The following is a 19,427-nucleotide window of genomic DNA, read 5'->3' on the forward strand; positions in this document are numbered from 1 at the left end:
GCAACTCCGGCACACCGCGAGGGGAAACGCCTATTTTCCGGGCCCGGCGCCCCGCGGACAAGCTTGATCGTCCCTTCTGGCGATTTCCGACCGATTTCCACGCAGAATCGAGGGCACACCCTTGCCGAACCGCTGCCCATGGCGATCCGCCCCGTGTATTTCGTGTCCGACGGCACCGGCATCACCGCCGAGACCATCGGCAACAGCCTGCTGACCCAGTTCGCCGGGCAGGCGTTCGAACGCCAGCGCCTGCCCTTCGTCGACACGCTCGAGAAGGCGCGGCAGGCGGCGGTGGCCATCCGCGAGGGCGGCGAACGCCACGGCAGCCGGCCGATCGTCATCAATACGGTCGTGGACAGCGAGTTGGCCCGGGCCCTGGCCGAGAGCGGCGGCCTGATCCTCGATGTCTTCGCGCCCTTCATGGCGCCACTGGAGGCGGAGCTGGGCCAGAAGCGGCAGCCGAAAGTGGGGCAGGCGCATGCGCTCATCGACCCCGACGCCTACGAGCGCCGTATGGACGCCACCAACTTCGCGCTGACGCACGACGACGGCACCGACCTCGACTACGACGAGGCGGATGTGCTGCTCGTCGGGGTGTCGCGCTCGGGAAAGACGCCCACCTGCCTGTACCTCGCGCTGCACTACAGCCTTCGCGCGGCGAACTATCCGCTCACGCCCGAGGACCTCGAATCCGACCGCTTGCCGGAGAAGCTGCGCCGCCACCGGCGCAAGCTGTTCGGGCTCACCATCGACCCGCAGCGGCTCCAGAAGATCCGCGAGGAGCGCAAGCCCGGCTCGCGCTACGCGACGCTGGAGGTCTGCCGCCGCGAGGTGTCGATCGCGGAGGGCATGTTCAAGCGCGAACAGATCCCGGTGCTCAGCACGACGCACACGTCGATCGAAGAGATCGCCTCGAAGATCGTCGCGCAGTTCGGCTTCCAGCGCAGCCATTTCTGAGGTTGAAGGCCGGGCGGGGCGCCTCTACATTCCAGCGATGCGCCAGAACCGCAGCGAGCTCCCGTACCCCGCCATCGGCCGCTTCGCGTGGCTGATGGGCCTGTATGGCGAGAACTTCGAGCGCATCGCCCGGATCATCGACCTCAAGCACGCGCCCGTCGGCCGCCATGTCTCGCGTGTGGGCGATGGCCTGGACGTCCATATCGAGCTGTTGGCGCGGCACGCCCACACGGTGGAACTCCGGCTCTCCTACGCCATGACCGATCCGGTCACGGGTGCGCCCGACCCTTCCGCGGTGCTGCGCGCCTACCTCGATTCCCGGCAGGCGGAAGCCACCAACTGCTACGTGGGTCGCCATTGGCAGGATGTGCTCGGCCTGCGACCGTCGCCGAAGGTGATGATGGGTCACCGGCTGCGCATGAACAGCTTCCTGAGCAAGTGGCTGGGCTATCTGGAAAGCCTCGGCCATGCGCGCTCGACGCTGGCCCACCAAGCCGAAGATGACGTCGAAGCGAATCAATCGATGACAGATGCTTGACGTGGCCGATCCTGCTGAATATGATGCGCGCCTCTCCTGAATCGGTGGGGCTATAGCTCAGCTGGGAGAGCGCTACAATGGCATTGTAGAGGTCATCGGTTCGATCCCGATTAGCTCCACCACTTCTTTGTTGAACCCTCTAAACGTCCCCATCGTCTAGAGGCCTAGGACACCTCCCTTTCACGGAGGCGACCGGGGTTCGAATCCCCGTGGGGACGCCAGCTTACGCTGATTCCAACGGCTCGCAGCAATGCGGGCCGTTTGTTTTTGCGCGCGTTTTGGTGCGTCGGGATTGCGGGATCGTTCGCCGCATCCCGAAAAGAAGACGCCCCGGCGAGCCGGGGCGTCTTCTCACGCGATCACCGTTAGCCGGCGTCGATCAGAACGACTGCGAGAAGCGCAGCCCGATCGAGCGGGGACGGATGGTGTTGGTGTAAACCTGACCGTTCGGATACTCCGGCACCACGCCCCGGGCGCCGCAGACGGTCTCCGCGCAGGCGGTGAACTTCGACACCTCGGCGCGCTCGTCGGCGATGTTGCTGGCGTAGAGGTCCAGCGACCAGTCGTTGCGGCGGTAGCCCATCGAGAAGTCGATCGTCGTGTAGGCGGCGAGGTTGCCGAGGATCGCGCGTTCGCGGAGCCGGAGGTCCGAGGTGCGCTCGCCCACGCGGGAGGCCGCTAGCTGCCAATAGGCCTCACCGTCGGCGAGGTCGAAGCTGTAGCGCGCCTGCGCGGTGCCCTTGAACTCGGGCGTCACCGGCAGCTGCGTGCCCTTCGGGGCCTCCGGCGTCGGGCAGGTCGTGACCGGGACGCCGCTGGCGTTGGTGAAGCCGCAGTAGTTCTCGGTCAGTTTGGCGTCGTAGAAGGCCACCGCGGCGCTGAGGTTGAGGTTGTAGGTGGCGGCCCAGTTCAGGTCCATCTCGAGGCCGTCGATCTGCGCCTGGTTGGCGTTCTTGATCTCGGTGAGGCCGTTGGCGCCGAGGATGCTGAACTGGAAGTCCTCCCAGTCCTGCCGGAACAGCGAGCCGTTGAATGCGAGGCGGTTCTCGAACCACGTGGTCTTCCAGCCGAACTCGAGGTTCGTCAGGTAGTCCGACAGGTAGGGCGGCAAGGTGCCGCGGCGGTTGATGCCACCGGGACGGAAACCCTCCGACCACGTGAGGTAGAGCATCCGGTCGTCGTCGATCTTCCAGCTCAGGTTGGCCTTGCCGATGTTCCCCGACTCCTTCACGCCCTTGTCGAGGTTGATGCAGGGCGCGCCGTTGAAGTCGGTCTGGTCGAAGCACGCGGCCTCGCCGGTGCGGCTGCTGTACCCGGCGCTGAAGCCGAAGAAGCCCTTCAGGCGGTTGTCGACGCGGAAGTGGCGGCCACCCAGCGTCGCCGTGAGCCGATCATTGATGTCGAAGGCGACTTCGCCGAACGCCGCCTTGTCGTCGTCCTGGCGGAACTGCTTGGTCAGCCACAGCGTGTCGCGCCAGCCGGTGACGGCGAGGGAATCGGCGATGCCGTCGATCTTGTAACGCTGCTGGATGTCGTGGTCCTGCTGCTGGAAGAAGAAACCACCGACGAAGCGCAGGCGGTTCTCCTGCGACGAGCTGAAGCGGATCTCGTGGCTTTCGCGCTTGTAGCCGTCCACCGCCTGGATGTACTGCGACGGGTTCACCAGCGCGCCGTCGTTGTCGTAGAAGTACGCGCCATAGCCCGCGAGGGTGTCGTACCAGAACGCGTAGTCGCTGTAGTCGGATTCGGTGTCGACGTCGCGGTCGAGGTTGGCGTACGCGTAGGTGACGTCGAAGTTGCCGATCTTGCCTTCGATGGTCAGCGCGGCCTGCGTCCAGCGGTCCTCGCCGCCCTCCGGGTTGAAGTGCGTGACGGCGAGGTCACCCACCTGCGGGTCGAAGGCGAAGAAGCCCGGCGATTCCTGGCGCTGGTGCATCACGGTGGGGGTGATGGTCCAGCGGTCGCCGAGTTCGAAGCGCGCCGCGGCGCGGAAACCCTCGGTGTCGATGCTGTTGTAGTCGTCGCGTGCGAGGTCGAAGTTGTTCTCGGTGCCATTGCCGCCGGAGTCGGCATCCCACGACGGGTAGGTGCGGGTGCCGCGCACGTTGTCGATGAAGCCGGCTTCCTTCTCCTTCCACGCAACCACGCGCAGGGCGGCGCTGTCGCCGAGCGGCTGGTTCACGAAGCCCTCGGCCACGTGGCCGGAGCCGCCGCTGGAGGTCTTGTCCACGCCGACCGAATAACCGGCCTCGAAGCCCGCCGTGTCCGGCTTCTTGGTGATGATGCGCAGGGTGCCGGCCTGCGAGCTGGCGCCGTACAGCGTGCCCTGCGGGCCGGACAGCGACTCGATGCGCTCGACGTCGTAGACGTGGATGTCGAGCGGGCCCTGGATGGTGGTCACCGGCTGCTCGTCGAGGTACACGCCCACGCTCGGCAGCGAGCCGGAATGGTTGCCGTCGCCGCCGCTGGCGACGCCGCGCATGTAGATCTTCGCGAAGCCCGGGCCGCCCGTCTCGTAGGAGACCGAGGGCAGGTACTTCACGTAGTCCTCGAAGTTGGTGATGTTCAGCTCGTCGAGCTTCTGGGCGTCGAGCACCTGCAGGCTGATCGGCACGTCCTGGAGGTTCTCGCTGCGCTTCTGCGAGGTGACCGTGATCGCATCGAGCGTTGCGGTGCGTTCCGGCTCGGGCGCCTGCGCGAAGGCCGCGGAGCCGAAGGCGAGGTAGATCGCGACGGCGAGGCGCCCTCGGTTGGGCAAGGGCCGAGGCCGTTTGGCGCCGGAAGGTTGGATGCGATGACTCATGGTCGACTCCCTGTGGACAGGCGTGTTGGACGCGATGGTGCGTGGTGGCTCAATGGAACGGCGGAACGGCGGGGTAGGCGTCGAGCACCGGGCCGAGCGCGGCCTTCAGCGGGTCGAGCCAGGGTTCGAAATGGCGCCAGTGGTCGACGCCATCGCGGTAGATCGGTTGGCGCACCTGCTCGGAACTCGCGGTGCGCACCGGCCGGGTGTTCTCGAAGAAGCGCAGGCAGCCGTCCTCGAAAGGCAGGCCGCAGTGGTCCAGCAGGCGGCGAACTTCGGCTTCGGTGTCTTCCACCATGGACTCGTAGTGGATGCGATGGACCCGGCCCGGCAACACGGCGTCGTAGTGCGCCATCAGGCGCACGTAGTCGCGGTAGTAGCGGCCGATGTCCTCGAGCGAATAGGTGAAGGCCTGCCCACGCGCGAAGTGCTGCTTGAAGCCGGAGAAGCAGCAGGCCAGCGGGTGGCGACGGGCGTCGATGATCGTCGCGTTCGGCAGCATCAGGTGGATGAGCCCGATGTGCTGGAAGTTGTTCGGCATCTTGTCGATGAACAGCGGTGCGTCGCTGCGACGATGGATGCGCGTGTGTTCGAGGTACTGCTCGCCCAGTTCGCGGAGGCGGTCGGCGCCGAGCGAGGCCAGCGCTTCGTGGTAGGGCAGGGGACGGCCGTCGGGGCCCTTGCCTCGCAGCTCGCGGGTGATCGAGATCACTTCGGGCAGTTCCATCGTGCCCTCCACCTGCGAATGGCTGGAGAGGATCTGCTCGATCAGCGTCGAGCCTGAGCGCGGCAGGCCGAGGATGAAGATCGGATCGCGCGCCGGGCTGCCGAAACCCCGGCGCGAGGCGAAGAAGCCTTCGGTGCAGGTGGCTTCGATGCGGGCGACGCGTGCCGTGGTGTCATCGGCCGAGTAGTGCAGCTGCGCGCGCCGTCGGCGGTTGCCCTGGTCGTAGTTCGCGAAGGCGAGGGCGGGCTCGGCGCGGTCCTCGTGGGCCTTGCCGAGCGCGAAATGCAGCTGCAGGCGGTCGTCCTCGGAGAGGTCGGCTCGCGCGAGCTGTTGCTGCATCGTCGCCACGTCCTCGTCGCTGAAGCGGAAGGTCTTGAGGTTGGCGAGGCTCCACCAGGTCTCGCCGTGGCCGGGCTCCAGCGCGAGGCCGCGGCGGTAGGCCTCGATGGCCCGGGCCGTCTCGCCGTGGGTCTTCAGCGCGTGCCCGAGGCTCAGCCAGAGGCGGGACTGCCCCGGATGCTCGCGGAGGATGCCTTCGTACAGGGCGATCGCCGGGGCGTAATCACCGATGCGGCACAGCACCACGGCCTTGAGGTTGCGGTAGTGCGCGTTGTCGGGTTGGGTGCGGAGCAGGCGTTCGATCTCGGCCAGCGCCTGCTCGGGCTTGTTGCCGCGATGCAGGACCATCGCGTAGTTCTGCCGCGCGGCGTCGAAGCCGGGTTCCAGGGCCAGGCAGCGTTCGAGCAGGGCTTCAGCGTCTTCCTGGCGGCCGAGGCGGGCGGCGAGCTCCGCCATCATCCGCAGCGCCGCGACGTCGTCGGGCGCGATGGCGAGGTGCTCGCGCAGATGGGTTTCGGCGTCGGGCAGGGCATTGGCTTGCAGGGCGCTGGCCGCGGCGATCAATCGCGGGTTGCGTTTGGCGGCGTCGAGCTGTCGGGCGAGTCGGCCGGGCGGCGACGTAGCGACGCCGGCATCGGGCCGGCTGGGGGCCTGCGGTACGCTGGTCGCGTGTGGCTCTGCTGGCATCGCCTGCCGTGCCTTTCATTTTTTCGTCACGGCAATCTAACGGCATGCGAGCATGGCCGTCCACCGGGACCGGGCACGACTGATGGGGGGAAGAATGGGGATGGAGTCCAACACGGTGCTGGCGCGCGCCATCGCATTGCCGGCCCTTTACTACGCGGGTGACGCGGCGCTTCGCCGTGACCAGCGGGCGGTCATCGCGCGCAGCTGGCAGCTGGTGGCCCATCAGGGCCTGCTGGCCGAGCCGGGCGACCACGTGGTCGAGCAGGTCGGTGACGTGCCGGTCCTCGTGGTGCGCGGTGCCGACGGCGTACTGCGTGCCTTCCCGAACGTCTGCCGACACCGGGCCGGGCCGCTGGCCTTCTGCAACGGCAAGGGCGCGCGGGCGTTGCACTGCAAGTACCACGGCTGGAGCTACGGGCTCGACGGGCAGCTGAAATCCGCCCCGGAGATGCAGGGCGCCGAGGACTTCGACGTCAAGGCGATCCGCCTTCCGCCGCTGCGCGTGCACGAGTGGCAGGGCCTGGTGTTCGTGGCGATCGATCCCGAAACGCCGCCGTTCGACGAGGTGTATGCCGGCATCGCCGAGCGCATCGCCCCGATCGACCTCTCGGCCATGCGCTTCCTGCGCCGTGAGCAGTACGACATCGCCTGCAACTGGAAGGTGTATGTCGACAATTTCCTCGAGGGCTACCACCTGCCGCACGTCCATCCGGGGCTGTCGAAGGTGTTGGACTACCGCGCCTACGACACCGAGCTTGGGGCCTGGCACTCCCTGCAGCACTCGCCGATCCGCGATGGCGGCGCGATGTACGGCGATGGCGACGCCTTCTACTACTTCGTCTACCCGAACGTGATGCTCAACATCATGCCGGGGCGCCTGCAGACCAACCGGATCCTGCCGCTGGGGCCCGACCGCTGCCGCGTGGAGTTCGACTACTACTACGTCGAGGACGAGCAGGCGCAGGCCCGCATCGCCGCCGACCGCGACTTCAGCCACGAGGTGCAGGAAGAGGACATCGGCATCTGCGAGGCCGTGCAGAAGGGCCTCGCCTCGGGTACCTACGAGGCCGGGCGCCTGTGCCCGAAGCGCGAGAGCGGGGTGTGGCACTTCCAGAACCTGCTGCGCGCGGCCTACGCCGCGGCGGGCGCGGGCTGAGGCCTAATGCGCGACCCGCGCTTCGACGTGCTGTTCACCCCGGTGGCCATTGGCCCCGTGGTGGCGAAGAACCGCTTCTTCCAGGTGCCGCACTGCAACGGCATGGGCCACGCGATGCCGCTGGCCCACGCCGCCATGCGCGAGGTAAAGGCCGAAGGCGGCTGGGCGGTGATCAGCACGGAGGAATGCGAGATCCACCCCAGCGGTGATCTCACGCCCTTCGTCGAGGCGCGGCTCTGGGACGACCGCGACATCCCCGCGCTGGCCCTGATGGCGGACAAAGTGCACGCCCATGGCGCGCTGGCCGCGATCGAGCTGACGCACAACGGCCCGACGGCCTCGAACCTGTTCTCGCGCGAGGTGCTGATCGCCCCTTCGCACCAGCCCTCGAAGTACGGCTACCCGACGCAGGCGCGGGAGATGGACAAGGCCGACATCCGCGACTACCGGCGCTGGCATCGCGAGGCGGCCGTGCGGGCGATGCGGGCGGGCATGGACGTGGTGTACGTCTACGCCGCGCACGATCTCTCGCTGGCGATGCACTTCCTGCAGCGCCGCCGCAACCACCGCACCGACGAGTACGGCGGCTCGCTCGAGAATCGCGTGCGACTGCTGCGCGAACTGCTGGAGGACACCCGCGAGGCCGTCGGCCACCGCTGCGGTGTGGCCCTGCGCTTCGCGACCGAGGAGATGCTGGGCCCCGAGGGCGTGGAGCTGGCCGAGGCGCGCGACATCGTTGCGATGCTGGCCGAGCTGCCCGACCTCTGGGATGTGAACGTCGCGGCCTGGTACAACGATTCCGTGCCCTCGCGCTTCGCCGGGGAGGGCGCGCAGGAACCCTTCGTCGATTTCGTGAAGCGCACCACCACCAAGCCGGTGGTCGGCGTCGGGCGCTTCACCTCGCCCGACACGATGGTCTCGCAGATCCGCCGTGGGATCGTTGATTTCATCGGTGCCGCGCGGCCCTCGATCGCCGACCCCTACCTGCCTAAGAAAATCGAGGAAGGCCGCGTCGACGACATCCGCGAGTGCATCGGCTGCAACGTCTGTGTTTCCGGCGACAACACCATCTCGCCGATCCGCTGCACGCAGAACCCGAGCATGGGCGAGGAGTGGCGCAAGGGCTGGCACCCGGAGCGCATCGCGCCGCGCCATCGCGAAGCGCGCATCCTCGTGGTGGGTGGCGGACCGGCGGGACTGGAGGCGGCGAGGGCGCTGGGCCAGCGCGGTTACGACGTGAGCCTCGCTGAAGCACGCCGTGAGCTCGGTGGACGCGTGACTCGCGAAGCGCGGCTGCCGGGATTGGCGGAGTGGGCCCGCGTGCGCGACTGGCGGCTGGGGCAGATCCGCAAGATGCCGAACGTGGCCATTTACCTCGATTCGCTTTTGGGCGTGCAGGACGTACTGGATTTCGGCGCCGAGCATGTGGTGATCGCCACCGGCTGCCATTGGCGCCGTGACGGCTACGGTCGCAGCAATGGCCTGGGCATCGCCGCACTGGGCGGCGCGATCAGCGTGGCCGATCCTGTCGCGGCGAAGCTTGCGGTGTCGGCACATCCGCCGGTGTTTACGCTGGATGACCTCATGGATGGCCGCTGGCCCAAGGGTCGCGTGCTGGTCTTCGATGACGACTACGGTTACTACGCCGGCGTGGCCGCGGAGGCCCTGCGTGCACGCGGCAACCCCGTTGTTCTGGCCACGCCTGACGATGTGGTTGGCGCCTGGGGTGGTCACACCCTCGAGTACCGCCACGTACGAAAGCGACTGGCGGCCCTCGATGTGGCAACCCGGGTGTCGGTCAACCTCGTCGCCGCCGAGTCCGGCCGCGTCACCCTGGAAGACGTCTGGACAGGTCGTCAGGAGCACCTCGCCTGCGACGCGGTGCTGCTTGTCACCTCCCGGTCACCCGATGATGCCCTGTACCTGGCGCTGCGCGAGCGCGAGCCCGAATGGCGCGATGCAGGCATCGTGACGGTCGATTGCATCGGCGACGCCCAGGCCCCGGGCATGATCGTTCACGCCGTCTACGCCGGCCACCGGCACGCGCAGGAACTGGGCGCGCCACGCGAAAGCGAGGTGGCCTTCCGCCGGCATTTCCACCACGATCAGGCGTAGGTGTCCACCAGGCCGCCGCTCGTGCCTTTCATCGGGGGCGGTTGCGGAATGGCCTGCAACAGCATCGCGGCGGTGCTGGCTTCGGCATCCATCGCCTTCCGAAGCACGGCATAGCTCACCTGCTGGTTGAGTTGCGCCTGTGAAAGCGCCGTCGCGCTGCGGACGATGGCAGCGGAAATCGGGTCCATGTCGTCATGGTTCCTCTCGAATCGAAGTGTGAATCGGCCGAGCCGGCAGAAACTTGACCGCCGATGCCAAGCCTCGCCGGTTCACGCGCTCGCCTTCACGGCGCGGCGCATGAGCAGGTTGTCCCGACCGGCGCTCAACCCGCGACCCAGGCGCCGGGGAGTTGGCCGGGTGCGGCCTGCAGATCGTCGTGGCCGGCGAGGGCGTCCACGAGCGCATCGACGACCACCCGGACGCGCGGGGCGAGATGGTGCCGGTGGGCGTAGTGCACGGCGATCTCGCGGTCGCCGGGGTCATGCTCGTTGATGAGCAAGGCCCTCAGCCGCCCGCTGCGCAGGCCGGGCATCGCGTGGTGCAGGCCCACCTGGGCGATGCCGCCGTGGGCCAGCGCGAGGTCGAGCGCGGCCTCGGGGTCGGAGAGCCACAGGCGCACACCCCGAGGGCGGAGATCGTGGCTGCGGTCGCCGCGGCGGAACCGCCACGGAATCTCGGCGCCGCCATCGAGGCGTATGCCGATGCACTGATGGCTGGAAAGGGCGTCGGCGGAAGGCGGAGCGCCGTGCCGGCGGAGGTAGGTGGACGACGCCACCAGCACGAGGGGCAAGCGTGCGACACGGCGTGCGACAAGTCCTGAATCTTCGAGGGTTCCGCCGCGCACGCCGATGTCGAAGCCATCGCCGATCAGGTCGACCTTGCGGTTCTCGAGGCTCAGTTCGATGTCCAGTTGCGGGTGTTGCGCGGCGAGGGACGGCAGGCAGGGCAGCACATAGCGGCGCCCGAACCCCGGCGGCGCGGAGATGCGCACGCGGCCCCGCGGCAGGCTGGCGTCCTGCGCCATCTCGGCCACCGCCTCGTCGAGCTGCCGAAGGCCGGGGGCGACCTGCGCGAGGAAGCGTTCGCCTTCCGGCGTCAGGCGCAGCTGGCGCGTCGAACGCTTGAACAGGCGCAGGCCAAGCTCGTCCTCGAGCCGCTGCACGCTCTTGCTGACGGCCGCGGGCGTGAGGTCGAGGCGGCGTGCGGCCGCACTGAACCCGCCGTTCGCCGCGGACTCGACGAAGGCAACCAGACGCTGGAGCTTGGGGGCGCTCATTTTCAAATTCAGGTTGAAGATGAATTTCCATTCTATGGCTTTCTGTCTTTCCCCGAGCGGATCAGGATGCCTGCCACCTCAACACCCGCAAGGACATCGTCATGAGCCATCGCATCCTCGTCGCCGGCGCATCCGGCACCATCGGCTCGGCCCTCGTGGCCGAACTCCTCCGCCAGGGCGCCGACGTCACGGCGCTCCGTTCGAAGCCCTCCAGCGAGGCCTCGCCCGTGCCCGTCGTGGTCGGCGACTTCGCCCGGCCGGACACGCTCGCCGAGGCGATGCGTGGTTTCGACACCCTGTTCCTGCTGCTGCCCTTGGCCCCCGACATGCTCGCGTGGGCCGCGAACGCGCTGCAGGCCGCACGTGACGCGGGCATCCGCCACGTGGTGCGTTCCTCGGGCGCGGGCGCCGACCCGGACAGTCCGATGGCGATCGCCCGCGTGCAGGGCGAGATCGACCGTCTCGTCATGCAGAGCGGGCTGCCGTGGACGATCCTCCGGCCGACCTTCTTCATGCAGAACCACGTGAACTTCAACGCTGGGGCGATCCGCGCCGGCACGCTCTACGCCGCGCACGGCGAAGGCGCGATGGCGGTGGTCGATGTCCGCGACATCGCGGCGGCTGCGGCCGTGGTGTTGGCCGACCCCGCCGCGCATTCGGGCCGCACCTACGACCTGACCGGCCCCGAGGCGCTGACGGAGGCGGAGCAGATGGCGCTCATCTCGCAGGAACTCGGTCGTCCCGTGCAGTACGTCGACGTGCCTCTGGACACCGCCCGCGATGCGATGGCGGCGTCCGGCATGCCGCCCGCCGTCGTCGACTGGCTGACCAGCCTGAACGCGATCGTGCGCAACGGCTGGGGCGCAGGCATCGCCGACGGCGTGCAGACCCTGACCGGACGTCCGCCCCGGCGGTTCGCCGACTTCGCCCGCGGGCACGCCCACGTCTGGCGCTGACGCCAAGGAAGATCGCGCGCCCGGAATGGGGTGGCCCCGGCCGGCCGGGGCACGCCTTCCGTCAGCCCGTCGGGTTCGACCGCCCCGAGGCGACGCCTGCCGTCGGTGGGGACGAAAGGATCGGCGGCACGTCGACGTCGACGTCGACGTCGATGGCCGGCGGCAGCAGCTTGTACATCAAGGGCGTGACTACCCGCGAAAGCAGCGTCGAACTCACCAGGCCACCGATCAGCACGATGGCCAGCGGGGCATAGAGCGCCGAGCCGCTCAAGGCCAGCGGCAACAGGCCGCCGATGGCCGTCACCGAGGTCAGCACTACGGGCAGGAAGCGCTGCTCGCCGGCCTTGGCGATCGCGGCGTCGAGCGGGAGGCCTTCGCGGCGCAGCTCGTTGGTGAAGTCGACGAGCAGGAGGCTGTTCTTGGTCTCGATGCCGACGAGCGCGACGAAGCCGATGATCGCCATGTAGCTCAGCGGGTAGCCGGCGAGGAACAGGGCGACCAGGGCGCCGAGGATGCCGAAGGGCACGACGCCGAGGACGATCAGCGTGCTGCGGAAGCTGCCGAACTCGAGCACGAGCACGGCGAGGATGCCGAAGGTGGCAATGATCACCGCGGTGCCGAGCCCACCGAGGCTGCTGGCGGCTGCCTCTGCCTCGCCGCCGGCCTCGATGCGGTAGCCCGCGGGCCAGTCCTTCGCGTCCAGCGCCCGGTACACGGCCGCCGAGACATCGCCCGACACGAAACCCTGCCGCACATTCGCCGTGACCGTGACCATTCGCTCGCGGTCGAGGCGCTGGATCTCGCTCGGGCCACTCACGAGCCGGGGTTCGGCCAGCTGCCGGAAGGGGATCGCCGCGCCGCTGCTGCGGCTGGTGAAGTACAGGTCGGCCAGCACCTCGGGCGTCGGATGGGCGCCGGTCGGCAGTCGCAGCTGCACGGCATAGTCGTCGCCGCGTTCATCCCGGAACCGCGCGCTTTCGACGCCGGCCGTAGCAAGGCGCGTCATGCGGTCGAGGTCGAGGCTCGGCACACCGAGCAGGCCCGCCTCGAGGGTGTCGAAACCGAGATCGAGGTCGATGCGCGGCAGGCGCAGCGGATTGTCGACGTCGCGCACGCCCGGAACGGCGACCAGCGTCGTTTCGACGTCGCGGGCCAACGTGGACAACGCCGCGAGGTCGGGGCCGACCACGCGCACCGCGATCGGGGCCTCGATCGGCGGGCCGTTCTGGAACTGCGCCACGGTGATACGCGCGTCGGGATATGCCGCGAAACGCCGGCGCAGGTCTTCCAGCAGGGCCTCGGAGCGGGCGCCGTCCCAGCGATCGAGCGAGACGAACACCTCGCCGACCGTGGTCTTCGTCTCCTCGGGGAACTCGTTGTAGTAGATCAGCGGGTTGCCGCGGCCGAGGTTCGCCATGCGGTGGACCACGCCCGGCGTCCCGGCCAGCACGCCATCGACGAAGCGCAGGGCGCGATCGGTCGAGTCCAGCGAGGCGCCTTCCGCGGCGTCGATCTTGACGAGGAACTGCGGCTTGTCGGCGGCAGGGAACAGCGAGAAGCCGAGGAAGGGCACGAGAGCCAGCGACGCGACGAACAGCGCGGTGCAGAGCAGTAGCGCCCGCCTCGGGGCGACCAGCGCCTTGGCCAGCACCGGGGCGTACACGCGGTGGATGGCCGACTTCAGGCCACGCAGCAGGGCATTGCCTTCGCCGTGCGATTCGCGCGGCAGGAAACGGCTGGCGAGAAAGGGCACCACGGTGAATGCCACCAGCAGCGAGGCCGCCACGGTCATCACCACGGCCAGCGGCAGGCCGCGCGTGAACTTGCCGGCCCCTTCGGGCAGGTTGAGCAGCGGCAGGAAGGCGAGGATCAGTACCGCCGTGGTGCCGAGGACGGCCAACGCGATCTGCCGCGTGCCATCGATGGCGGCGCGCACGCGGTCGGCGCCTTCACGCAGGTGCCGCGCGATGTTCTCGACCACGACGATGGCGTCGTCGACCAGCAGGCCGAGCGCGACGACGAAGCCCGCGATCGAAATCTGGTTCAGCGAGAAGCCGAGGAACCACAGCGCGGCCACGCCCATGGCCAGCGACAGCGGGATGGCGACCATGACGATGCCGGCGGCGCGGAACCCGAGGGGGAGCAGGGTGATCGAGACCAGTGCGAGCGCGATGCCGAAGTCGAAGCCAAGGCGGCTCAGGCGATGGGCGACGTTGTCCGCCTGCTCGAAGCCGACCTCGAGGCGGACGCCCGGGGGCAGGGTGGCGCGAAACTCGGCCAGCCGCCGGTCGAGCCCGGCCTGGACGTCGAAGATGCTGAAGCCGTCCTTCATGTTGGCGGTGACGAAGGCCGCGCGCTCGCCGTTGTAGCGCGCGAGGTAGGTCGGTTCCTCGGTGGCCCATCGCACGTCGGCGATGTCACGGAGCAGCACGGGGCGCCCGTTGCGTGTCGCGACCACCGTGTTCGCGATGGCCTCGACGCTGGCGTAGTCGCCGGTGCCCTTGAGGTTGTAGCGGCGCTGGCCGACGTCGACCGCGCCGCCGGGAATGCTTGCGCCCTCGCCGGCCACCGCGGCATCGACCGTGGCCACGTCGATGCCCAGCGCGGCCATGCGCGGCAGATCGAGCGTGGCGCGAACTTCCGGTGCGGGAAAGCCCCAGGACTCCGCGCGGCGGATGCCGGGCACGCTTTCCAGCGATTCCTCGAGATCATCGGTCAACTGCTTGAGGCGCCGACCGTCGAGGGCCGGTGCGACCAGCGCAACCTGCAGGATGTTCACGAGGCCCGGGTTGGCCTTGCGGAAGGTGATGTCACGCACGCCCGCCGGCAGCGATCCGCGGAGTGCGTTCACCTCGCGGACCACCTCGTCGTATTTGTCGTCCGGCGTCACCGTCCACTCGAATTCGATCTGGATGACGCCAAGCCCGCTCTCGCTGGTGGAGCGGATCTCCTTGACGTCCTCCAGTTCGGCGAGCGCGTCTTCGATCGGGTCGATGGCGAGGCGCTCGACGTCCATCGGATCGGCGCCGGGATACACGACCACCACCGTGGTGAGCGGAATCGGGAAGGTGGGGTCCTCCTGGCGCGGGATGGAGGCCATGGCGAAGGCGCCCAGGGCCACGAGCAGGAGCAGGGCGACGCTGGTGAACTGCCAGCGCTGGACGGCGAAGGACCAGGGGCTCACGGCGCACCGTCGCTCAGGGTCGAAACCGGGGTGCCTTCGGCGAGGTAGGCGGCGCCTTCCACCACCACCGCGTCGTTCGCGTCCAGGCCTTCGAGCACGCGGACGTGCTCGGACCCGACCTCCCCGAGTCGGAGGTCGAGCGGCACCGCCCGGCCGTCCCTCGCGACGAACACGCGCCCCCGTCCGTCCTCGATGGCGACGAGGGCCGAGGTCGGCACGGCGAGTCCCGTGTCGGCGGATGCATCGATCCGCGCGCTGGCCACGAGGCCGCTGCGCAGTGCCGCGGCGCCCTCGCCCGCGGGAGCCGAAAGCGCGAGGTCCACGGCGATGCCGCCGCTCGCCGCGTCGGCTTCGCCGCCAATCCGCGACACGGTCGCCGGCCACGGGAGGCCGCCGATCGCGTCGATGCGGATGCTCGCCCGATCGCCGACGCGGAGGCGCAGGCCGTCGCGGTCCGCGACCGTCGCGCGCAGCCGCCATCCCGCATCGCCGCCACTCACCACGAGGATGGGCGCACCGGCGCCGACGACTTCGCCGGGTTCGGCCAGGCGCCGCCTGACCACCCCGTCCGCCGGCGCGACGATCCGCGCGTTGCGGGCGGCGAACACCGCGCTGCGCACCTGGGCCTCGGCCACGATGAGGCGGGTCGTGGCGTCGTCGAGGACCTGGCGCGGCAGCAGTTGCTTCTGCACCAGTTCGGCGGCGCGTTCCCGGTCGCGGTGGGCCTGCGCCTGCTGCTCCTGCGCCTGCTGGAGCGCGGCATCGACGGTCGTCGGGGCCTGCGTCGCGAGCACCTGGCCCTTGCGCACGACGTCGCCGATATCGACGTCGATGCGATCGACCACGCCGCCGGAGAGGAAGCCGAGCGTCGATTCCTCGGCGCGCTCGAGGCGGCCGATCGCCGGCACAGGAAGCAACGTGGAGGCCGGCCGCGGCGTCTGGACCACGACCGGCACCGCGGTCGCGGCCGAGGCCTCGGCGCGACGGTCCGGGTCGGCGGAGCAGCCCGCCATGACGAGGGAGGCCGCGATCCACGCGGCGAGGCGAAGGGGCAGGGCACGCTGGCGCATAAAGTGTCCGATGTACACAATGTGGATAGTGTACACTCGCGATTCGCGCTATCGTCAAGCCATGTCCAAGCCTGTCCGGAAACCACGAAACGCCTACCACCACGGGAATCTCCGGGAGGCCATCCTGCAGGTCGCCCGGAGGGCGTTGGACCAGGGCGCCTATGAATCCTTGAGCCTGCGGGAACTGGCGAAGCGGGCCGGGGTGACGGCCAACGCCCCATACCGGCACTTCGCATCCAAGGACGAGATCCTCGCGGAGGTGGCCGCCGGTGGCTTCGTCCAGATGACGGAGCGCTTCGATGCCTACAGCGAACCCGATGCCAAGGAGCGCCTGATCCGGCTCTGCGACCTCTACACCGGCTTCGCCGTGGAGTTCCCGCATCTCTACCGGGTGATGTTCGGCATCGACAAACCCGCGCTGATGGAGCACTCCCCGCTGCACGAGGCGGCGATGGCCTGTTTCGGCCGGCTCGTGGCGGCCACGGCGGCCGCGTCGGCCCCGGGGATCCTCGACGAGATCGACCTGCTCAAGCGGGCCAATGCGATCTGGACCGTGGTCCACGGCTGGTCGCGGCTCGCCATCGACGGCATGACCGACTTCCAGCCCCCGGGCGCCTTCGCGCCGGCCGCGGACATCGTCGCGCCGGTCGTGCGTGGTTGGTGACGCCAAGGCGCGCAGGCCTCGATCCGCCCTTCAGCGTGTCCGGCGCACGCACTTTGCGAGGTTCGCCCCGCGGATGTCGTCGCCCTGAGGGCCGAAGCCGCCCGGCCACTGGCCCGGCGTTGCGGTCTTCGGGTCGCTGCGCTGCGCACCGGCGCCATGGACGTCCATCCACACGCGTCGCCCCAAACCGGGCGGTGATTCGACCTTGCCGAGGGCCGGCCCCACGGCGAAGTAGACGGCCAGCTCGCCCCGCGCATGGAAGGGCGCCGTCTCCGCCGCCGGGGGCGCGCTCTCGAGGTGGGTGGTCGAGGTCCACAGGTAGGCCGCCGGATCGGACAGGTCGAACACCGGGTCGAGCGCCGGCACGCGCGTGGTGTCGATGATCGACTGCAGTTCCTTGGCGGTGGGCAGGCGCCAGTCGTCGTGGCCGCCGAGCACGAGCCGGTCGCAGGTGGCGAGGGCCTCGGCCCACGGGACGGGCGTGCGGCTGTCGCCGCGCTGCCACGTCAGTCCGGTCGCGCGGTCCTCGACGACCTCGCCGCCGGCATGGAAGTCATTGGTGCCGTACGTCGGCCCGCGGACGAGGCGCAGCGCCAGGCGGTGCGGCGTCTGCATCCGGTTGGCGGGGTCCATCACCGGGTAGCCCTTGATCCTGCCATCGGCGAAGTTCACGCCGAACACCGTCTCGTCCCGTCCCATGGTCCGGCCGATGTAGCGGGTCGACGTCCACTCCTGCACGTCGATGGGGCGGCGTCCGTGGGCCGCGTCCCCCAAGCCGGTGCCGGCCGCGTAGGCGAAGGTGAAGGCCTTTGCATCGATGTACGGACGCGAGGTGGCCGGGTCACCGGTGAAGCCGCCGCGGAAATCGATCAGCGAGTACAGCTCGCGAAGGCTGGGCACGCGCCAGTCGTCGTGGCCGGCCAGCCGGCTCGCTTTCGCGGTCGCGCCGGTGTCCGCGAAGGCCACGGCGTCGATGGGGGCTTTGGCCCACATCAACCCCGTGACGGTGTCCGTGACGGTGCCGTCGCCATGGTCGACATAGGCCGTCGCGCGTCCGCCGGATGCGGCGTCCTGCCCGGCCAGCGGTTGGCCGGACGCGGGGCAGGGCATCGTGGCGCCGCTGACGGCGTAGCACTGATCCTGCTGGGTGCCGACGAGCGGATACGACGGCGTGGCCGCGGCGATGGGCATCGCGAGGCACGCGACGAGGAGGGCGGTGACACACGCTGCGCAACGGGTCATGGCAGTCTCCGGGAGCCTGCTCCCCATGATGCAGCGGGGGGGCTGATGCGTCGCAGGAGGCCCTCAGGGTTTGCCCACCGGCGCTGCGGCTGGCGCGGGCGGCGCCGGCAGGTCGGCCAGCGGCGGGCCGAAGCGGTACACGTCGGCACCGATCGCGTAGGCCAGCGGCCCATCCGGCGTGTGCAGGACGCGGATCTTGTTGACCACGCGGCCGAGGTCGACCGCCGTCCAGGTGGCCCCACCGTCGCGCGTCTCGAAGCCACCCTTGTTGGTGCCAACCCAGCCACGCTCGGCGTCGAGGAAGCCCACACCGAACGCCCGCACACCGGCATCGTCCACGAGGGGCATCTCCGTCCACGTGCGGCCGCCGTCGGTGGTCTTGGCGACGTAGCGCTGCGACCTTGCCGGGTCAGGGTCGTAGGACTGGATCGTCGCGTAGCCCACCTCGGGGGTCGGGAAGGCGCCTTTCCAGGTGATCTCGAAGCCGCGCGTCGAACGGTACACCGGCGTCCACGTCGCCCCGCCGTCCTCGGTGCGCAGGATGAGGGCGTTCGCCTGCTCGATGGCCGCGTCGGTCGCCGCGAACACGAGGCCACGCTGCGCATCGAAGAACTTCACGTCGACGATCATGCCGGCCTGGGCGGAGAGGTCGATCATCGACCACGTGGCGCCGCCGTCGAGGCTGCGCAGCAGGTGGGCCGGGCCGCCGACGCGACCGCCCACATGCACCACGGTGCGATGGCCCAGCTCGCCGGCGTTGATGAAGGGCTCGTGCACGATGTCGATGGCGCAGACGCCGCGCATCGCCAGCACCGTCGGGTCGTCGACCGGCGTCCACGTGCGTCCACCGTCTGCCGTGCGATACAGCGGGCGGGTATCGGTGACGCCGGGGAAGTAGTCGGTGCCGATGTTGCCGGCGAACCCGTGTTGCGCGTCGATCATGCCCAGCGCCCGGAAGTAGGTGCCCGGCGTGTCGTGCACCTTGTCCCAGTGTCGGCCGCCATCGGTCGTGCGGAAAATGCGACCCAGCCCATTCGCGTAGAGGCCGTTCTCGGCGTCGACGAACACGATGTCGTCCTGCTTGCCGCGATACGGCTCGGTCGGGAGTGCTTGCCAACGTGCGTCCGCGTGGATGGGCGAGGTTGCCGCAGGCGTTGCCGTGTCATGGGATGCCTGGGCGGGCAGGTTGGGGGCGAACAGGGCGAGGGCGAGGGCGAGGGCCAGCGGGGCGAGGCGCATCCGGGACGTTCCTTGGCGATCAGGCCGCCATCCTGCCGACCCGGGCACTGCAGCGCCCGTGCCTGATGCCCGTGTGACTTCTGGGACAGACAGGACGTTTGTGGAGGCGGGGCGCCGGTTCCTGCGCGATTCTGAAAACGGTTCACGACTCGCCGTCACTGGCGCGCACAGCGCGTTTGAGCACCACTTCGACATGCACCCGCAGGCGCTGATCGTGTTTCTGCACGAGTACCGCATCGGCTCCCCGGTGTTCGTCGACGCCCATGTCGACGGCGATCCGCTGCCACGCACGTTGCGCGCCTACGGCTGGCGCGGCACGCCGAGCCTCACGCTGATCGATCGCCAGGGCCGGGTGCGCTTCTCGCACTTCGGCGTTGTCGACGATCTCGTGTTAGGGGCGTGGGTCTGGAGGCTTCTCGCCGAGTCTCCGGCTCATCCTTGAAGCGATGACCCATCCTCGCCGAAAGTGGTGGC

15 protein-coding genes and 2 tRNA genes are annotated in these 19,427 nt (G+C 69.3%); 9 read left to right on the plus strand and 8 right to left on the minus strand.

The window, feature by feature from the left end:
- The first annotated feature begins 138 nt into the window (after window positions 1-138).
- The 4 genes from O9280_RS04935 to O9280_RS04950 all read left to right on the plus strand — a co-directional run bounded on the left by O9280_RS04935 (window position 139) and on the right by O9280_RS04950 (window position 1,716).
- The gene (locus O9280_RS04935) at window positions 139-957 is read left to right on the plus strand and encodes a pyruvate, water dikinase regulatory protein (RefSeq protein ID WP_298339566.1); all 819 of its coding nucleotides are present in this window, start codon (window positions 139-141) and stop codon (window positions 955-957) included.
- A 37-nt stretch (window positions 958-994) separates the two neighbouring features.
- The gene (locus O9280_RS04940; protein ID WP_298339569.1) at window positions 995-1,495 is read left to right on the plus strand and encodes a DUF1249 domain-containing protein; all 501 of its coding nucleotides are present in this window, start codon (window positions 995-997) and stop codon (window positions 1,493-1,495) included.
- A gap of 46 nt (window positions 1,496-1,541) precedes the next feature.
- Window positions 1,542-1,617, plus strand: a tRNA-Ala gene (locus O9280_RS04945).
- A 23-nt stretch (window positions 1,618-1,640) separates the two neighbouring features.
- Window positions 1,641-1,716 (plus strand) — tRNA-Glu (locus O9280_RS04950).
- 158 nt (window positions 1,717-1,874) lie between these two features.
- Here the strand turns inward: O9280_RS04950 and O9280_RS04955 are convergent.
- Window positions 1,875-4,298, minus strand: coding sequence for a TonB-dependent receptor (locus tag O9280_RS04955; protein ID WP_298339572.1), 2,424 nt, complete (start codon window positions 4,296-4,298; stop codon window positions 1,875-1,877).
- Between the two features lie 49 nt (window positions 4,299-4,347).
- Entirely contained in the window at window positions 4,348-6,051 is a 1,704-nt protein-coding gene (locus O9280_RS04960) for a tetratricopeptide repeat-containing sulfotransferase family protein (protein ID WP_298339574.1), read from the minus strand.
- Between the two features lie 100 nt (window positions 6,052-6,151).
- Between O9280_RS04960 and O9280_RS04965 the strand changes: the two genes are divergently transcribed.
- Together O9280_RS04965 and O9280_RS04970 are read left to right on the plus strand one after the other, a co-directional pair.
- The gene (locus O9280_RS04965) at window positions 6,152-7,207 is read left to right on the plus strand and encodes an SRPBCC family protein (RefSeq protein WP_298339577.1); all 1,056 of its coding nucleotides are present in this window, start codon (window positions 6,152-6,154) and stop codon (window positions 7,205-7,207) included.
- Window positions 7,208-7,213: 6 nt separating this feature from the next.
- Entirely contained in the window at window positions 7,214-9,322 is a 2,109-nt protein-coding gene (locus O9280_RS04970) for an FAD-dependent oxidoreductase (RefSeq protein WP_298339579.1), read from the plus strand.
- On the opposite strand, the gene O9280_RS04975 is transcribed toward O9280_RS04970, so the two are convergent.
- Together O9280_RS04975 and O9280_RS04980 are read right to left on the minus strand one after the other, a co-directional pair.
- Window positions 9,313-9,510, minus strand: coding sequence for a YjfB family protein (locus tag O9280_RS04975; protein ID WP_298339582.1), 198 nt, complete (start codon window positions 9,508-9,510; stop codon window positions 9,313-9,315). The genes O9280_RS04970 and O9280_RS04975 overlap by 10 nt on opposite strands.
- Window positions 9,511-9,644: 134 nt before the next feature.
- A complete protein-coding gene (locus O9280_RS04980; RefSeq protein ID WP_298339585.1) occupies window positions 9,645-10,598 on the minus strand; it encodes a LysR family transcriptional regulator in 954 nt (317 codons plus the stop codon).
- A 101-nt stretch (window positions 10,599-10,699) separates the two neighbouring features.
- Here O9280_RS04980 and O9280_RS04985 point away from each other — a divergent pair, with 101 nt between their 5' ends.
- Entirely contained in the window at window positions 10,700-11,554 is an 855-nt protein-coding gene (locus tag O9280_RS04985; protein WP_298339588.1) for an NAD(P)H-binding protein, read from the plus strand.
- Between the two features lie 61 nt (window positions 11,555-11,615).
- Here O9280_RS04985 and O9280_RS04990 read toward each other — a convergent pair whose 3' ends face one another.
- Window positions 11,616-14,738 (minus strand): efflux RND transporter permease subunit, encoded by a 3,123-nt coding sequence (locus O9280_RS04990; protein ID WP_298339592.1) that lies wholly within the window; start codon window positions 14,736-14,738, stop codon window positions 11,616-11,618.
- Window positions 14,735-15,808 (minus strand): efflux RND transporter periplasmic adaptor subunit, encoded by a 1,074-nt coding sequence (locus O9280_RS04995; protein WP_298339595.1) that lies wholly within the window; start codon window positions 15,806-15,808, stop codon window positions 14,735-14,737. The genes O9280_RS04990 and O9280_RS04995 overlap by 4 nt, the downstream gene beginning before the upstream one ends.
- 61 nt (window positions 15,809-15,869) lie before the next feature.
- Here O9280_RS04995 and O9280_RS05000 point away from each other — a divergent pair, with 61 nt between their 5' ends.
- A complete protein-coding gene (locus O9280_RS05000; RefSeq protein WP_298339598.1) occupies window positions 15,870-16,472 on the plus strand; it encodes a TetR/AcrR family transcriptional regulator in 603 nt (200 codons plus the stop codon).
- A 30-nt stretch (window positions 16,473-16,502) separates the two neighbouring features.
- Here O9280_RS05000 and O9280_RS05005 read toward each other — a convergent pair whose 3' ends face one another.
- Entirely contained in the window at window positions 16,503-17,714 is a 1,212-nt protein-coding gene (locus tag O9280_RS05005; protein ID WP_298339601.1) for a DUF1566 domain-containing protein, read from the minus strand.
- A gap of 63 nt (window positions 17,715-17,777) precedes the next feature.
- Window positions 17,778-18,953, minus strand: a complete 1,176-nt coding sequence (locus O9280_RS05010) for a hypothetical protein (RefSeq protein WP_298339604.1) — start codon at window positions 18,951-18,953, stop codon at window positions 17,778-17,780.
- A gap of 58 nt (window positions 18,954-19,011) precedes the next feature.
- Here O9280_RS05010 and O9280_RS05015 point away from each other — a divergent pair, with 58 nt between their 5' ends.
- Entirely contained in the window at window positions 19,012-19,395 is a 384-nt protein-coding gene (locus O9280_RS05015) for a hypothetical protein (protein ID WP_298339610.1), read from the plus strand.
- The last annotated feature ends 32 nt before the right edge of the window (window positions 19,396-19,427 follow it).

Source organism: Silanimonas sp., assembly GCF_027531545.1.
GTDB lineage: Bacteria > Pseudomonadota > Gammaproteobacteria > Xanthomonadales > Xanthomonadaceae > Silanimonas.

Bases quoted from the DNA above. Each gene is read 5' to 3' on its own strand.
- O9280_RS04965 (WP_298339577.1), top strand. From the start codon at position 6,152: ATGGAGTCCAACACGGTGCTGGCGCGCGCCATCGCATTGCCGGCCCTT.
- O9280_RS05005 (WP_298339601.1), bottom strand. From the start codon at position 17,714: ATGACCCGTTGCGCAGCGTGTGTCACCGCCCTCCTCGTCGCGTGCCTC.
- O9280_RS05000 (WP_298339598.1), top strand. From the start codon at position 15,870: ATGTCCAAGCCTGTCCGGAAACCACGAAACGCCTACCACCACGGGAAT.
- O9280_RS04940 (WP_298339569.1), top strand. From the start codon at position 995: ATGCGCCAGAACCGCAGCGAGCTCCCGTACCCCGCCATCGGCCGCTTC.
- O9280_RS04985 (WP_298339588.1), top strand. From the start codon at position 10,700: ATGAGCCATCGCATCCTCGTCGCCGGCGCATCCGGCACCATCGGCTCG.
- O9280_RS04975 (WP_298339582.1), bottom strand. From the start codon at position 9,510: ATGGACCCGATTTCCGCTGCCATCGTCCGCAGCGCGACGGCGCTTTCA.
- O9280_RS05010 (WP_298339604.1), bottom strand. From the start codon at position 18,953: ATGCGCCTCGCCCCGCTGGCCCTCGCCCTCGCCCTCGCCCTGTTCGCC.
- O9280_RS04980 (WP_298339585.1), bottom strand. From the start codon at position 10,598: ATGAGCGCCCCCAAGCTCCAGCGTCTGGTTGCCTTCGTCGAGTCCGCG.
- O9280_RS04995 (WP_298339595.1), bottom strand. From the start codon at position 15,808: ATGCGCCAGCGTGCCCTGCCCCTTCGCCTCGCCGCGTGGATCGCGGCC.
- O9280_RS04955 (WP_298339572.1), bottom strand. From the start codon at position 4,298: ATGAGTCATCGCATCCAACCTTCCGGCGCCAAACGGCCTCGGCCCTTG.
- O9280_RS04935 (WP_298339566.1), top strand. From the start codon at position 139: ATGGCGATCCGCCCCGTGTATTTCGTGTCCGACGGCACCGGCATCACC.
- O9280_RS04970 (WP_298339579.1), top strand. From the start codon at position 7,214: ATGCGCGACCCGCGCTTCGACGTGCTGTTCACCCCGGTGGCCATTGGC.
- O9280_RS04960 (WP_298339574.1), bottom strand. From the start codon at position 6,051: ATGCCAGCAGAGCCACACGCGACCAGCGTACCGCAGGCCCCCAGCCGG.